This is a genomic window from Variovorax sp. dw_308, from assembly GCF_019207085.1.
In the GTDB taxonomy this organism is placed as follows: domain Bacteria; phylum Pseudomonadota; class Gammaproteobacteria; order Burkholderiales; family Burkholderiaceae_C; genus Variovorax.
On sequence record NZ_JAATOM010000002.1, the window covers coordinates 396,119 to 410,825 of the forward strand.

The window sequence follows — 14,707 nt, forward strand, 5'->3', positions numbered from 1 at the left end:
CGTTTTGGCCAGAAATACACCGGCCCCATTGGCCCGTGCGAGACATCGGATATCACTTTCCGTGCCACCCGCGCCGCGAGGGCGTCACCGCGGTCGCGCGCTTCCGCGGCGCGGCGTCGCGGGCCTCGCTTCAGGGTCGTACCAGCCCGGCCAGGAGGAGCGCCGCCACCGTCAGGTCGGCCGTGGTGCCGGGGTTGATGCGGCGGGCCTTGAGCGCATCGTCCCAAGCCGCGAAATCGGGATCGGCATCCAGGCTGGCTGCGCCGCCCGCGCTGGCCTGCCAGCCCTGCGCCGCAGCCATGACACTGTGTGCCACGGCCTCGCCATGAATCCGAACAATGTGTGAATCCGGAATGCCGCCGAGCAGCGCGAGGTAGAGGCGCTGCACCGCAGCGGTCGTGCGGGCGCCGGCCGCATCCCCCTGCGCCATCGGCAAGAGCGAGAACGCTGCGCCAAGCGAGTCCGTTGCCAGGTCAAGGAGCGCGCCATAGCCGTCCCGGTACAGGCGCGCGATGGTGTCCCGGTCGGCCGCCAGCGCCATCGCCTCGCGCAGGCCGATGCTCGGCGGCTGCCGCACATCCTGCTCTGGCGCCGAACCCAGGCCGCCGGGATGGGCGCGCGCAATGGCGCGATAGGCGGCTTGCGCATCGCACAGGTCGAGCGCCTGCAGCACCTCCTCGACGGCGGCCTGCAGGCGGGCGGCGGACCCGATGGCATCGGGCGCCAGTTCGACCGCGCGGGCGATTGGCGCGCACAGCAGCAGGATGCCCAGGTTGGTGTTGCAGCCGGCCACTGCCCAGGTGGCCTCGACCGCGCCCTCGATCCGCTCGCCCACCGTGGCACCGGGCTTGAACAGCGGCCTGGCCGCGGCCTGCGCGCTGGCAATGAAGAGTTCGGCCGTCATGCGGTGGCCCGGCGATGCGAAGCTCACATTGCCCGGCTTGCGCACGGCCACGTCGAGTTCGCAGGCCCTCAGGAAGCAGTCCCTGGCATGCTGCGTTTCGCGCGCGAGGGCAGCGATGCCATTCATGCCCGACGCGGCACTTGCGAGCGAACGACACCGTCTGCGGGCGCGAGCCTGCGCCCCAGCAGGTCGTCGACCAGCGCGGCGGCGATGTTGAAGCCGGTCACGCGCTGCAAACCCTGCCAGGCGGCGACGCCATTGACTTCGATCACCTGGATGCCGCCCCTGGCCTTCGCACCCGTGCGCGGCGGCGACGGCATCAGGTCGACACCGGCGTAGTCCATGCCCAGGGCCTGTGCGGCGCCTTCGGCCAGCTGCGCGAGTTCGGCCGTCAAGTCCGCCGGCTCGCAGCGTGCGCCTTGCGCGACGTTGTGGATCCAGTGCGCGCTGACCCGCCGCATCGCGGTGACGGCGCGCCCGCCGATCACCAGCACCCGCCAGTCGAAGCCCGGGCTCGTCTGTGCCGGCAGGAAGCGCTGCAGGTAGGCCAGCCCGCCATAGGCCGCGCCGATATCGGGCAAGGCATGGTGAACCCCCGCCACTTCGCCCACCAGGCGCAGCCCCTTGCCCTGCGAACCGAACAGCGGCTTGAGCACCAGTGCATGGCCGGCCGCGCCCTCGCGGATCGCGATGCGCTGCGCCTGCGCCAGCGATTCGGTGGCCCAGGTCGGCGGCGTGGGGATGCGCGCGGCATGCAGCAGCAGGCTGGTCATCGACTTGTCGACGCTGCGTTCGATGGCCCGCGCGTCGTTGTAGACGGGCACGCCGAGTTCACGCAGCGCATGCAGCACGCCGAGCCGCTTGGTGACCTGTTCGAAGCTGCCGCCCGCGATGCCGCGCACCAGCACCGCGTCGGGCAGTTCCCGCCCGAAGCCGGGGATGACCAGCCCGTGCCAGGCAGCCGTCGTGTCGATCCTGCAGTCCGCCAGGTCGATGCACCGTCCGACGCAGCCTCGCGCACGCAGCGCCGCCTGCAGCTGGCGGGTGTGCCAGCCGATCTCGTCGGTCATGATGGCGACCGCCAGGCCCATCAGGCTTCCTTGCCCCACAAGCCGAGCAACAGTTGCATGTCCAGCCCGCCTGCATGCCAGGTGTTGCCGCTGTCGAGGTTGCTGACCCAGACCTCGGCCGGCGCGAACAGCGCGCCGTCGATCTTGTAGAAGTCGTAGTCGGCGGCCTTGAAGATGTCGGCGAAGGAACGGCCGTGATCGGCGGAGTTGCGCGAGGGCAGGTTCCGGGCGAGCGCGCGCGCCGCCCCGTCGTCGCCGCGCACGGTGAGGTGCACGCGCCCGCCATACAGGATCGCGTCGTTGGTCCGGCCCATGGCTTCCACGCCGTCGGGGCTGGGCGCGGGCAACGGCGCGGCGCCCGAGCCGCCCACGATGTCGCCGGCCGCGAAGCCCAGCTGGTGCGCCTTGTGCAGCGCCGTCTCCAGCACCCGCGCCACCACCTGCGTGGTGCCGGCTAGGCTGCTGGTCGGCGTGAGGATCAGCGTCAACGCATCCGCACTCAGGCGGCAGTCGCGCAGCAGCTTGTCGATGATCACGCGGGGCGGCGCACGGTCGACTTCCATGACCAGCACGCCTGTGTCCGCGCCGTCCCGGTAGCCGATCTCCTCGAACAGCGTCTCCTTGGCCGCAAGCGCGCGCGCCGGGCCGGAACCGAGCGCGAAGAACTTCTTGCCGCCCGTCTCCTCCTTGCTCGCCGCCAGGCTCCAGCCCGCGTACTGGCTGCCCATGCAGGCCAGCACCGGCTGCGCGCTTCGCACCTCGATCCAGGTCGGCCAGCCTTCCAGCCCGCCCGTGGCCAGGTGCGCCTGGCCGAGCCCGCCCATGCAGATCTCTCCGATCAACAGGCCCGCCGCCACGCTGCCGCGCACCGCGATGCCCGCGTCGACGATGCAGACGCCGGATTCGTCGCGACGCACCTGAACGTCGAGCAACTCGGCCTGCGCGCGCAGGCGCTCCACGAGCGGACGGGCGAGCGTGTTGACACTGGGCTTCGACGCGGGCGGCGCCGGGTGGTCGGTCATTGGGAAGTCTCCAGGGAGAGGTGCACGGCCTCGCGGCGGCGCCGCAGCATGGCGTACACCTCGTCGGCATTGGAACCGCTGGCGCTGACGCTGCACACCGGTTCACCGGCCTGGAACTGCATGGGGGCGTTGGGCAGGTCATGGCAATCGGCATGTCCGGCCAGGCGCTTCGCCGCGGACTCGTCCAGCGAGACCGGATGCCTGGCATAGATGATCTCGGTGCCTTGCACGGGGATGTTCCCGACATGCGACGGCCATTGCGGCAGCTCGCCCTGGACGCACGCGCGGACATGCGCCGACATCATGCCCGGGGCTGCCGACAGGCGGCGCAAGCGCCGGTAGAGCCCCATGCTCAGGGACGGTCGCGGGTTGACTTCGAGCACGTGGGCGACATCGCCATCGAGCATGAAGTCCAGGCTGCCCAGGCCGCGCAGGGAGAAGGCCTCGGCCAGGGCGCGCACGGCGCCAGTGATCCCGGCGCCCACGTCGGCAGGCAGCGGCACGGGGCCGACCGCGCCGCAGAACACGAAGGGGCAGCCGGCCATGGGCCGCACGATCAGGTGATTGAAGCCGAGCACATCGGCGTCGCTTCCGTTGGCGATGAAGGTCGCCGACATGGGCCGGCCCTGGACCTCGCGCTGGAAGTAGTGATGGTCCGTCAGCTCGCCGCCAGTGCCCGCTGCCGCAAGTCGACGGATGTGCCAGCCGCCGCACGCCAGCGCGTCCTTGACCAGCCAGCCGGTCGCGTCCTCCGGCGCATCCACGCGAATCGCGGGGTGTGCAATTCCCTGTGCATCCAGGAATCCGAAGAAGGATTGCGGATCCCGCACGCGCCGCACGGCTTCGGCCTGCGTCCCGATCAGCGGCAGCAGCGCCGCGCCACGCTCCAGCAGGTCAGGCCGGCCCTCGAAGCCGGGGCCTGCGATCCAGGCCGTTGCGCGCTCCTGCCGGGCGAGCGCGGCCAGCGCCGACAGCAGCAGCGCGTCGTCGATGCGCATGCTCGACGCATCGCCGATGCGGATCCACTCCTCGCTCGCGCGCCGCGTGTCGGCATCGCCGAACAGGTCGAGCGCCACCACGTCGATGTCGTCGTCACGCGCCGACTCCGCCAGCATGCGCGCGGAGATGGCAGCCACAGCCAGCGCAGTCATCGCGGCCTCCGCCTCATGGCGCCTTTTCGGCGATGAAGGCACGCGCCGTCGCAAAGGCCTCGGCGAAGCTCAGCACCACGGGCGATTCGGCGTCATGCATCTGCACCAGCAGGCGCTGCTGCGTCTGGTACTTGACGTTGCCGATGGCCAGGGCGCCGATGCCCACCGCCGCGGTGCCGTCCAGCGGCTTGCCGTTGTCCATCGCGTCGACGCCGGCAATGCCTTGCGGCGGCACCGCATTGACGTCGGCTGCCACCTTGAGTCGACTGGCGGAAGCGAGTGTCTCGGCCGAGACGACCTGCACGCCTGCCGCCGCGCAGGCGAGCAGCACATCGGCCTGCGCGATCGCGTCATGCAAGGCCGATCCATCGCTGCCGGACACGCCCTTGAGTTCGACGCCGAAGCGCTCGCCCGTCTTGCGCGCGGCCTCCTGCGCCGCGCTCGCGCTGCCCCGGCTTGAAAGAACGACCTGCGCTCCCGCCTGCGCCGCGATCACCCCTGCAATTCGACCGACCGGCCCGGTGCCGCCGAAGACCACGACCTGCCGGCCCGTCAACTCCGCCTTGTGATGCGTGCGCAGTGTGGCCTCCACGCAGGCCACCATCGCAGCCGCCGTGGTGTACGCCCCGCTCGGGTCGGCCATCAGCGACACCTGGAAGGGCTTGAACATCGAGGCCTTGGCCCGCTTGAGCAGGTCGGCGGCTTCGAGCGCATCGCGCCCGCCGATGAAGATGCCGGTGCGCAGCAGGCCCTTGGGGCTGCGCGAGAAGATCGTGTCCTGCGTCAGGCTGGCCACGCTGTCGGCGTCGCAATCGGTGTACGGCACGATCACCTGGTAGCCGGCATCGGCGGCCATGTTGATGTCGAACGGGCTCATGCGGCGGCCCGGCGTGAACATGTGGAGGATGTAGGGACGTTCCATCTGAAGAAGCTCCATATGCCTGCTGCGGCGTGGCAGTTCAGCGCACCGACGCGCCCGGTCGGCGGTCCACCAGCGTGGCGCCGGTGTTGCGGCCCGAGACGATGCGCAGCGACAGCGATGGGGCAACCACCCCGGCGACATACAGCGCGCCGGCCAGCGCCTCGGCACGCGCCATGGACGGCAGGATGGCAAAGCCGGTCGGCCCCCATGAGCTCTGGCCCAGCGCGCTGAGCGGTTCGTGCATGCCGATCCAGTCCATCACCCGCCCCACCGCCGCGCTGGTGAAGGCGTGGCCGCCCTGCCCCGGCGCGAAGTGCGCGCCCAGCAGGCGCTGGATGTGCGTGACGCCGGCGGCGAAGGGCGCAAACTCCGCGCCGGCCGCTCCCGGCAATACGCGCATCAGCACCTGGTGGCAGATCTCGGCGGCCTGCGCCTGCGGCATCGGCGGCAAGGTGCGGATGGCCTGCTGTTCGGCCGCGCCCGACAGGCCCCGCTGCGCGCCATCCTGAACGACCAGCACCCGCCATTCCGCAGGCAACGCGATGCGCGACAGCATCACCGGCGGCTCGCCATGCGCGTCCGGTCCGCCATCGACGAGCAGGCCGCCCAGGTCGAAGCCGGCGACACCGATGCCGGAGCGCTGGCCGCGTCCCAGCCATTGCGCCAGCCGGGCCGTGGACAAGTCCAGCCCATGCCAGTGCGCGAAGGCGCGCGCGATGGCCAGCGCCAGTTGCGTGCCGGAGCCAAAGCCGGCATGTGCGGGCAGCACCTGCACCAGCCGCAGGTGCAGCGGCTCATGGTGGCCGCTGTGGCGTTGCAGCAGCCGCAGCTCGGCTTCCGCGCGCTCCACATCCGCAAGCGCCGCCGGCCCGTTCGCGCTCACCCGCGTGGAGGACGAAGCGCCCAACTCGACCTCGGTCTCGAAGCCGTTGATCACCAGCCCCAGGCTGCCGAAGCGCCGGCCCAGCGAACCGGATGGATCGAGAAAGCCGAGGTGCAGGCGCCCGGGCGCTCGGACCGTGACCGTGGCCGATTCGTCGGCAAGCATGGTTTCCTCGGCACTGGATGAAGACATGTGCATCGTGCCTCCAAAGCAAGGTCTGTTCCGTCGCCAAAACTGGAGGGGATCGGGTTGGGCGCGTTGCGCCGACCACCCGCTGTATCGAGGCGGGGACACTGTGTCACGCACTGCGCCTGCGCCGGGCTGCGGGCCGTACTGTCCGCCATGGGGACTCTCCCTTCGCGGGCAACCCCTTATCGCGCAAGACCATCGGATCGGGAGAATCCGGAATCGCCCCCAGCTACCCGGAGCCCGAGAACATGTACCCAGGCAAGTACGCGCAACAGCACGCCGAGCGCCCCGCTTTCATCATGGCCACGAGCGGCGAGTCGTTGACCTATGCGCAACTGGAAGCACGCAGCAACCGTCTCGCGCACCTGCTGCGCGCGCAGGGCCTGAAGCGGCTCGACCACTTCGCGGTGTTCATGGAAAACAACCGCTACTTCATCGAGTGCTGCGTGGCCGGCGAGCGCACGGGCCTCTACTACACCTGCATCAACGCCTACCTCACCGCGCAGGAGATGGCCTACATCGTCAACAACAGCGAGTCCCAGGTGCTCGTCACCTCGGCCGAGAAGCTGGCCGTGGCGCGGCAGGCGCTGGCGGAATGCCCCAAGGTCAGGCTGTGCCTGGTGGCGGGCGGCGGCCCGGGCCTCGCGGGCCAGACCGCTGGTGCGGCGAGCCTCGTCGATCTCGACGAGGCCGTGGCCGGCCTGCCCGATACGCCCATCGCGGATGAATGGCTCGGCACCTCGATGCTGTACTCGTCCGGGACCACCGGCCGTCCCAAGGGCGTGCTGCGTCCGCTCCCGGAAGAACCGCCGAGCCATCAAATGCCGCTGCTGATGTTCCTCAGCAAGCTGTGGCAGTGCGAGGAAGGAATGATCTACCTCTCGCCGGCGCCGCTGTACCACTCGGCGCCGCTGGCCAATGTGTCGCAGACCATCCGGCACGGCGGCACCGCGATCATCATGGAGCACTTCGACCCGCAGCAGTACCTGGCGCTGATACCGAAGCACCGGGTCACCCACACCCAGCTCGTGCCGACGATGTTCTCGCGGCTGCTCAAGCTGCCGCCGGAGGAACGGGCCAAGGCCGACATGTCGACGGTGAAGATCGTCGTGCACGCCGCGGCGCCCTGCCCGGTCCAGGTGAAGGAGGAGATCATCGCGTGGTGGGGCCCGATCGTTCACGAGTACTACGGCGCCACCGAGGGCCTGGGCTTCACCGCCTGCGACACGCCACAGTGGCTGGCGCACCGCGGCTCGGTGGGCAAGGTGCTGCTCGGAGACATCCACATCTTCGACGAGCAGATGCAGCCGGTGCCCAGGGGCCAGCCGGGCGAGATCTGGTTCAGGACGGCCACGCCGTTCGTCTACTTCAACGACCCCGAGCGCACCGCCCTCACCCGCTCGCCCGACGGAACGATGAGCACCGTGGGCGACATGGGCTATGTCGACGACGACGGGTATCTCTACCTCACCGATCGATCCACCTTCATGATCATCTCGGGCGGCGTCAACATCTATCCGCAGGAATGCGAGAACCTGCTGATCACCCATCCCAAGGTAGCCGACGCAGCGGTGTTCGGCGTGCCGAACGCGGACCTTGGCGAAGAAGTCAAGGCCGTGGTGCAGCCGGTGCCGGGCCTCGCGCATACGCCCGAACTGGCGGCCGAACTGATCGACTTCTGCCAGTCGAACCTGACGCACATGAAGTGCCCGAAGTCGGTGGACTTCACCGACCAGCTGCCGCGCCTGCCCACGGGCAAGCTGTACAAGCGCAAGCTGCGCGATGCGTTCTGGGAAGGGCACGCCAGCCGGGTGGTTTGACCCTCGAGGCTGGCGCCCGCAACGGCGCCGCGTGGCGAATGCCTGCAGGAGGCGATGGCGCTTGTCCTACGACAGGGTTGGGCACACTTGCGTACATTGCCGTTGCCGCGCGCTCCGGACGTCGCGGCACTTGATCCATTCAGAGCAGGGAGGGCTCGATATGAAACAACATCTGTTTGCGCTTGCGATCGCAGCGTCGCTTCTTGCCTTGACCGGCGTGCAGGCGATGACCAAGGATGAATACACCGTCGCGGGCAACGTCATCGAGGCCAACTTCCAGGCCGCGAAGACCAGGTGCGGCGGCGTCGACGACAGCGGCAGGGACGTTTGCCTGAAGCAGGCCCAAGGCACTCGGGCGGTGGCGCGGGCGGAACTCGAGCAGCTCTACAAGCCGAGTCCGGACAACGCGCGCAAGGTCGCTGCGGAGCGGGCCAAGGCGGCCTACGAGCTGAGCAGGAACGCGTGCGGCGCGCTCTCTGCCGACGCCAGGGACGCCTGTGCGCAACAGGCGCAAGCCGATCCAAGGCCAAAGCCGACTTCAGGGACATGAAGTGGCCGACGGCGCGCGAACATCCGGGCGCCACAAGTGCCAGGACCGACGCCTTCCGGCGCCGGTCGCTGGACGTCACTCAACCAACTCAGGCTTCGTCGCGCGCACGCGCGGCATTGCGCAAGTCGCGGATCTGGTCGTGGTTGCGCTGGGCGCCGTCCGCCTGACGCTGCACAACGCTTCGCACGTCTGCCGGCAGGCTCTGCTTCAGCGCCTTGCGATAGCGGGCAATGGCGGTGTCTTCTCCGCGCTCGCATGACTCAAGGATCGACAGTTCGCTGTTGGCGCCGAGCGCGCCCTTCACATGCACCCAGCCGCGATGCATCGCGCCCGCCGCCGTACCGCCGTCCGAGGGCTTGCCGCCATAGGTGGTGATGAGCTGGACCAGTTCCGATTCCGCCTGGCGGCAGCCTTCGGCCCGGCTCAGGAACAGTTGCTTCATCGACGCCGACTCCACCTCCTCGGCGCATGTCAGGAAGCCGTAGCCGCCATCGCGCGTGTTCTCGAGCAGGTCGTTCAGCACGTCCACCACGTCGTCGTTGGACAGCGGCTCCTCATAGGCCGGGCCATCGCCGGCAGTGACTTCGTCGGCATTGAAGTAGGTCTGGTCGGCGCGGTCCCAGGCAGCGCGCGTAGCCTGGCGGGCGCGCGGCCAGTCGAGCTGGGACGCGCCACGGTCGGCTTCCCAACGGCTGGCCAGTGTCGGCTCGACGGTGTCGAAGTCCCTGCCCAGCGTGTCGCGCCCGGTGTAACCCAGTTGATAGGCCGGGCCGTAGTCGTCATAGCCGTAGCCCGCTTCATAGTAGGGCTGCGTGTCGTAGTTCTTGCGCCAGTAGGCGTCTTCGGCGGTCGGGTTGATGCGCTCGCCGACGGCCTTGCCGCCCAGGCCGCCGACAACAGCGCCCGCCACCAGCCCCACCGCGGCGCCCACGGGTCCGGCCATCGCGCCGGCAGCAGCCCCTGCGAGTGCGCCGCCTGTCGCGCCTACGCCGGTGCCCACGGGATGCGCACCGGGAGCGCCCGTGATCGGGTCGCGGTTCTGGTCACGGGTTTCGGGAAAGTCTTGATCCTTGGCCATGTTGTTTCCTTCGTTGGTTGGTTGGTCGAAAGCGCCGCCCGGAGGGCTGTGCGTCAAGACCGAAGATGACGACGCGCATGGCCGCAAACCGTCAGCGACGGGGGCTACCGCTTGTAGGGAATACGGAAAGGAATCACGACCCGATGTCTTTTGACATGAGGTAGCGCGTGCCTTGCACCGTAGGCTGCCACCTACCGCGCCTGCCGCCGCGCCGCCGCTGCAGCCCGTCGCTGGGCGCCGTATGTTCATTGGCACGATGATCAAGATCCGAAAAGGCCAAGCGCCGGGCCAGCTTCAACGCGCCGCATTCCACGATCGCTTCATGCAATCCTTCGCGGACCCGAGCTTCGCCCCCGAAGGCGAAGCGCTCGCAAGGCTGGAGACCATCGCGTGGAACAACTACAAGGACAGCCGCAAGGCGCCCGTCACGCGCAAGGCGGGCAAGGGCTTCGCGGATCCCGAATACCAGGTCTCCGTGGAATGGCTCGAAGCCCGATCGCGCCTGCGCAAGGCCCAGGTCGGGTGGGGCAAATCGACGACACGTTCACGCGTGTTGCTGGTCAACGGCTCGTCGCGCAACGACGGCAGCTGTCCCGGCGAGAACTCCAAGACGCATCGCATGGTGCAGCTGGCGAAGACCCAACTGGACAATGCGCAGATCGAAACCGACGTGCTGGACCTGAGCCTGCTCACCTCCGAATACGGGCGCAGGATCCACCCGTGCAAGGGCTGCGTGTCGACCGCCATGCCGCTGTGCCACTGGCCCTGCAGCTGCTATCCCAACCACTCGCTCGGCCAGGTCGGCGACTGGATGAACGAGATCTACGAGCGCTGGGTTTCCGCGCACGGCGTGATCCTCTTCACGCCGACGTACTGGTACCAGGCCACCAGCCCGCTCAAGCTCATGATCGACCGGCTGGTCTGCGCGGACGGTGGCAACCCCGACCCCAGCAGCACGCACGGCAAGACAGTCAGCGAAGCCAAGACTCTCGAGATGAAGGGCTGGGACTATCCCAAGCACGTGGCCGGACGCGTCTACGGCCTGGTGGTCCACGGCGATGTCGCGGGTGTCGAGGACCTGCGCCGCAACCTCAGCGACTGGCTGGACTGGATGGGCCTCATCGACGCCGGACCGCAAGCGCGGCTGGACCGCTACATCGGCTACTACAAGCCCTATGCAACGAGCCACGATGCATTCGACGCCGACCACGCTGTGCAGGAGGAGGTGCGCAACGTCGCGCGAGCGGTGGCGCATGCGGTGAAGGAGCTACGCGCCGGCCGCCTGCAGCCGCCCGACAAGGCGGTGAAACGTCCGCGACCCAAGTGAGTGGCCCGGCGCGACGCGCGCTGGACGCGCTGCATGAGCTCCCGAAGTTCCCCACAATGCGCAACCATGCAAACGCTCACGCTGCGCCAGTTCGCCCTGCTCGTTCCACTCACGCTCGCATGGGGCCTCAACTGGCCGGTGATGAAGCTGGGCGTGGCCGACTACCCGCCGCTGGCTTTTCGCGCGCTCTCGCTGTGGCTCGGCTTGCCGGTGCTCGGACTGGCGCTGGTCGCCATGAAGACGCCGTTCCGCGTGCCACGCCGGCAGTGGCCGGAACTGCTCTGGCTGGGCGCCACCAACATGTTCGTGTGGCACGCCTGCATCATCCTGGCGGTGAAGGCGCTGTCCAGCGGGCGCGCGGCGATCCTGGGCTACACGATGCCGGTGTTCTCGGCCGTGATCGGCGCGGTGCTTTTCTCGGCGGTGCTGACACGGCGCGGCTGGCTCGGCGTGGGCGCGTGCGCGCTGGGCGTGGCGCTCCTGCTGTGGCATGAGTTCACGCATCTTTCCGGGCGCCCGGGCTTCGTTGCGCTGGCGCTGGTGGCGGCGGCCACCTGGGCGCTGGGCACGCAACTGTTGCGCCGCACCCGCATCCCGTTGCCGACGCTGACGCTGTCGTTCTGGATGACCGCGCTCACCGCCGTCGTGATGACGGTGCTGTCGCTGTTGTTCGAAGGTTCGCAATGGCGCTCGCCGGGCCAAGCCGCCTGGGCCGCGATCGCCTACAACGCCGTGCTGATCTTCGGTTTTGCGCATGCCGCCTGGTTCTCCCTGGCGCGGGGCCTGCCGCCGGTGGCGTCCACGCTGAGCGTGATGCTGATCCCGGTGCTGGGCGTGTTCAGCGGCGCGCTGTGGCTGGGCGAAACCGTGTACTGGCAGGACTGGACCGCGGTCGCGCTGATGATGGTGGCCATTGCGTCGGTGCTGTGGCCGGTGCGGGCCAGTGATCCGCCGCACGAAGCGCCGGCGCCCTTGCGGCCCTGAGCACCGTTGGCGTATTGGCAGCCGGCGACGCATGGGCATGCTCGACAAGCTCGGCGCCTGGGCAAGGCGGGTCAAGCGCGACGGCCTGACGCTGTGGTTTGCCGGCAGGCACCCCCGCACGCCCTGGCATGCCAAGGCGCTGGGCCTGTTCGTGGTCGCCTATGCGCTGAGCCCGATCGACCTCATACCGGACTTCATCCCCGTGCTGGGCTACGTCGATGACGTGTTGCTGCTGCCCGGCCTGATCTGGCTGGCCATCCGGCTCCTGCCCGCGGACGTGCTTGCCGAATGCCGTGTGCAGGCCGACGACTGGATGATGACGAAGGGCGCGAAGCCGCGCAGCCGGGTGGGCGCGTTCCTCGTCGTCTGCGTGTGGCTGGCCTTGACTGCCGGGGCGTGGTTCTGGGTCAGGGCGCGCCTGTAGCTGGCCGGGGCGTCACGCGGACGCGACGGCTTCAGTCATATTTGATGTACTTGAAGCGCGGATCGTCAGGCGTGCCTTCGAGCACGGCGCCTTCCCCGGCGCCCGGTTGCCACATCACCACCTCCTCGATCTTCTTCGCCAGTTCGAAGTCCTTCTCGGTGATGCCCTTGGCCGCATGGTTCATGAGCTTGACCGTCACGAAGGCATAGGAGACGGTCAGGTCCGGATGGTGCCAGGCGGCTTCGGCCAGGTGGCCCACGGTGTTGACCACCATGAGCGTGCCCTTCCAGCCGCTGGTCTTGAACTTGCGTCGGATCCAGCCGTCTTCCAGATACCATTTCGGCAGTTCCTCGGCGAGCCTTGCGGTGACCTCCTCCGGCGTGAACACCTCGGAGGCGGTTTGCTTGCGCCATTGGGTCATCTCGTTCTCCTTCTCTGTGCGAAGTGGTGACCGTCGATCCTATGGCGAGACAGGGTCGCCGGGCGAGCAACCTTGCGGATAGCCGCGACAGCAAGAGGAGTAGACGAATGAACCGTGCCCAGCGTTTCGTGATCTCGACCATGACCGCGCTGCTGTCCGCCTTCAGCGCCATGGGCGCCGCGTCAGCCGAGCTTTCCCTTGATCGGCTCACCGCGTTGCTGAAGAGTGCCACGCCCGACAAGCCGGCCGACCTGGCCGGCAAGGACCTGTCGGACCTCGACCTGAGCAAGCTCGATTTCCGCAATGCCCACCTGCGCGGCGTCAGCTTCTTCGGCAGCAAGCTGGTGCTGTCCGACTTCCGCGGCACGAACATGGAAGGGGCCAACCTCAACGGCGCATGGTTGATGGGCACCGACTTCACCGGCGCCAACCTGACCAGGGCCAGCCTGTTGTCGGTCGTGATCCTGGGGGGCGAGGTCAAGAAGATGCCGATCTTCAAGGGCGCCAACATGACCGGCGCAAAGATGATCGCGGACCTGCCGGGGGCCGATCTGTCGGGCGCCAATTTCAGCAACGCGATGGTCGGCGTCAACATCAAGAACCAGGGGATGGGCCAGATGCGTACCGACATGTCCGGCGCCAACCTGGCGGGGTCCACGCTCGCGGGCGCGGACTTCAACCGCTCGCTGATGAACTTCAGCAACCTGCGGGACAGCAATCTGCGCGGTGTCAGTTTCTATCTCGTCCGGCTGGCGGGTGCAGACCTCACGGGCGCGGACGTGACCGGCGCCGACTTCACCGAAGCCGACCTGGACGGGACGATCTTTCGCGACGTGAAGGGTTTCGACCAGGCCAAGGGCCTCGACCGCGCGGTGAATCGCGACAAGATCGTTCGCTGAAGCCGCAGGCGCTTCCCTCAATACGGGTTTGCCGCGGCCCGCCCCGCAGGCCGGGCCTCGGGGCTGATCGACCCATCGACCCGTTCGGCAAAGTAGCGATAGATACCTTCGATGTTCGCGTCGACGATTGGGTTACCGCGGTAGGCAGGCATGCCCCGCGGCGCATCGCCATCGAGCACCGCGCGGACGAAGGACGCATGGCCCTGCGTGCGCGCGTAGTCGACGATGGATGGTGCGGCCAAGCCCTCGTAGCTCTTGCCGTGGCAACGTGCGCAATCGAGGGTGCGCAAGGCCTGCCACGCGCTCGCGACGGCTGGATCGTCGATCCCGATGCGAAGCTGCTGCTGCGAAGGGCCGGTGATGTCTGGCGTGCCGAGTTCGCCGGACAGCGCAAGGAAGAGCGGCGCCGCATAACGGGCGATCCGGCCGACCTGCAAGGTCCCCGCCGCGCGCGCCAAGCACCACATCGCTGGCTCCCGGTGCAATGCCATCTTTGGCGCGCGGATCGCGACAGCTATCGGCTGCCGTTGGCGATTTGCCCGACGAACTTCCAACCCTGGTCGAAGGTGTACATGAAGGTGTAGCCGGTCGGACCGTCGATGAACACCGTCAACGGCCGCGCCACTGCGGGTTGGTCGTCGGCCGATAGCGCGACGGACTTGAATGCGGTCTTCATGGGCTGGGCCTTGCCGCCGCCTTGCGCGGCCTGGACACCGCCGTCCCAGCCACGGTTGAGGCGCCAACCCGCGTCTGTGGAGAAGGCGAGAGTCGCGGGGTCGCCGGTCGGGCCGCGCAGCAACAGGGTCACCGCCGCGCCTTGGCCAGGGGCCTGCATCGGCATGGAGGTGGATTGGCCCAGCGCCACGGAGGCGCCACCGGCCAGTGCGAAGGCGGCCACTGCGGCAGCGGGCACGCGCCAGAAAGAACGGCTGGAAACAGTGAAAAGCTTCGTCATCATGGACTCCTGCGATCGAACGGGTTGCAAGGTCCGATGCGTGTCGATGGCCTGCCAGGGGCACGATCGACTGCTTCGAACAGTTCAAATCGTAGGCATCGAACGTTT

The 14,707-nt window shown here is 68.5% G+C and carries 16 protein-coding genes; 6 read left to right on the forward strand and 10 right to left on the reverse strand.

The annotated features are described in order from the left end of the window. Positions 1-130: 130 nt before the first annotated feature. The 6 genes from HCU76_RS05065 to HCU76_RS05090 are packed head-to-tail and all read right to left on the reverse strand — an operon-like array spanning position 131 to position 6,144. Positions 131-1,030, reverse strand: coding sequence for a triphosphoribosyl-dephospho-CoA synthase (locus tag HCU76_RS05065; protein WP_218508609.1), 900 nt, complete (start codon positions 1,028-1,030; stop codon positions 131-133). After that, entirely contained in the window at positions 1,027-1,995 is a 969-nt protein-coding gene (locus tag HCU76_RS05070) for a RimK family alpha-L-glutamate ligase (RefSeq protein ID WP_218508610.1), read from the reverse strand. Before HCU76_RS05070 ends, HCU76_RS05065 begins: the two co-directional genes overlap by 4 nt. Beyond that, positions 1,995-2,996, reverse strand: coding sequence for a methenyltetrahydromethanopterin cyclohydrolase (mch, locus tag HCU76_RS05075; RefSeq protein WP_218508611.1), 1,002 nt, complete (start codon positions 2,994-2,996; stop codon positions 1,995-1,997). Before mch ends, HCU76_RS05070 begins: the two co-directional genes overlap by 1 nt. Continuing rightward, positions 2,993-4,147, reverse strand: a complete 1,155-nt coding sequence (locus HCU76_RS05080) for an ATP-grasp domain-containing protein (protein ID WP_218508612.1) — start codon at positions 4,145-4,147, stop codon at positions 2,993-2,995. Before HCU76_RS05080 ends, mch begins: the two co-directional genes overlap by 4 nt. Before the next feature lie 13 nt (positions 4,148-4,160). Further along, a complete protein-coding gene (locus tag HCU76_RS05085) occupies positions 4,161-5,069 on the reverse strand; it encodes an NAD(P)-dependent methylenetetrahydromethanopterin dehydrogenase (RefSeq protein ID WP_218508613.1) in 909 nt (302 codons plus the stop codon). A gap of 37 nt (positions 5,070-5,106) precedes the next feature. Then, positions 5,107-6,144 carry a beta-ribofuranosylaminobenzene 5'-phosphate synthase family protein gene (locus tag HCU76_RS05090; protein WP_218508614.1) on the reverse strand — a complete coding sequence of 346 codons (1,038 nt, stop codon included), beginning with the start codon at positions 6,142-6,144 and terminating at the stop codon, positions 5,107-5,109. Between the two features lie 245 nt (positions 6,145-6,389). Here HCU76_RS05090 and HCU76_RS05095 point away from each other — a divergent pair, with 245 nt between their 5' ends. Then, entirely contained in the window at positions 6,390-7,961 is a 1,572-nt protein-coding gene (locus tag HCU76_RS05095) for an AMP-binding protein (RefSeq protein WP_218508615.1), read from the forward strand. A gap of 160 nt (positions 7,962-8,121) precedes the next feature. After that, positions 8,122-8,511 carry a hypothetical protein gene (locus HCU76_RS05100; protein WP_218508616.1) on the forward strand — a complete coding sequence of 130 codons (390 nt, stop codon included), beginning with the start codon at positions 8,122-8,124 and terminating at the stop codon, positions 8,509-8,511. An 88-nt stretch (positions 8,512-8,599) separates the two neighbouring features. On the opposite strand, the gene HCU76_RS05105 is transcribed toward HCU76_RS05100, so the two are convergent. Continuing rightward, complete coding sequence (locus tag HCU76_RS05105) at positions 8,600-9,589, reverse strand: PA2169 family four-helix-bundle protein (RefSeq protein WP_213954791.1); 990 nt, start codon at positions 9,587-9,589, stop codon at positions 8,600-8,602. 256 nt (positions 9,590-9,845) lie between these two features. Between HCU76_RS05105 and HCU76_RS05110 the strand changes: the two genes are divergently transcribed. The 3 genes from HCU76_RS05110 to HCU76_RS05120 all read left to right on the forward strand — a co-directional run bounded on the left by HCU76_RS05110 (position 9,846) and on the right by HCU76_RS05120 (position 12,324). Beyond that, positions 9,846-10,916 (forward strand): flavodoxin family protein, encoded by a 1,071-nt coding sequence (locus HCU76_RS05110; protein ID WP_218508617.1) that lies wholly within the window; start codon positions 9,846-9,848, stop codon positions 10,914-10,916. Positions 10,917-10,982: 66 nt separating this feature from the next. Further along, a complete protein-coding gene (locus HCU76_RS05115) occupies positions 10,983-11,900 on the forward strand; it encodes a DMT family transporter (RefSeq protein WP_213954789.1) in 918 nt (305 codons plus the stop codon). Between the two features lie 31 nt (positions 11,901-11,931). Next, on the forward strand, positions 11,932-12,324 hold the full coding sequence (locus HCU76_RS05120) for a YkvA family protein (protein WP_218508618.1): 393 nt from the start codon (positions 11,932-11,934) through the stop codon (positions 12,322-12,324). Positions 12,325-12,355: 31 nt separating this feature from the next. Here the strand turns inward: HCU76_RS05120 and HCU76_RS05125 are convergent, their stop codons facing one another. Further along, a complete protein-coding gene (locus tag HCU76_RS05125) occupies positions 12,356-12,745 on the reverse strand; it encodes a 4a-hydroxytetrahydrobiopterin dehydratase (protein WP_218508619.1) in 390 nt (129 codons plus the stop codon). 107 nt (positions 12,746-12,852) lie between these two features. Here HCU76_RS05125 and HCU76_RS05130 point away from each other — a divergent pair, with 107 nt between their 5' ends. Continuing rightward, a complete protein-coding gene (locus tag HCU76_RS05130; protein WP_213954786.1) occupies positions 12,853-13,644 on the forward strand; it encodes a pentapeptide repeat-containing protein in 792 nt (263 codons plus the stop codon). A gap of 17 nt (positions 13,645-13,661) precedes the next feature. On the opposite strand, the gene HCU76_RS05135 is transcribed toward HCU76_RS05130, so the two are convergent. After that, positions 13,662-14,102 carry a cytochrome c gene (locus tag HCU76_RS05135; protein ID WP_256353997.1) on the reverse strand — a complete coding sequence of 147 codons (441 nt, stop codon included), beginning with the start codon at positions 14,100-14,102 and terminating at the stop codon, positions 13,662-13,664. A 56-nt stretch (positions 14,103-14,158) separates the two neighbouring features. Next, positions 14,159-14,602 (reverse strand): hypothetical protein, encoded by a 444-nt coding sequence (locus tag HCU76_RS05140; RefSeq protein WP_218508621.1) that lies wholly within the window; start codon positions 14,600-14,602, stop codon positions 14,159-14,161. Between the last annotated feature and the right edge of the window lie 105 nt (positions 14,603-14,707).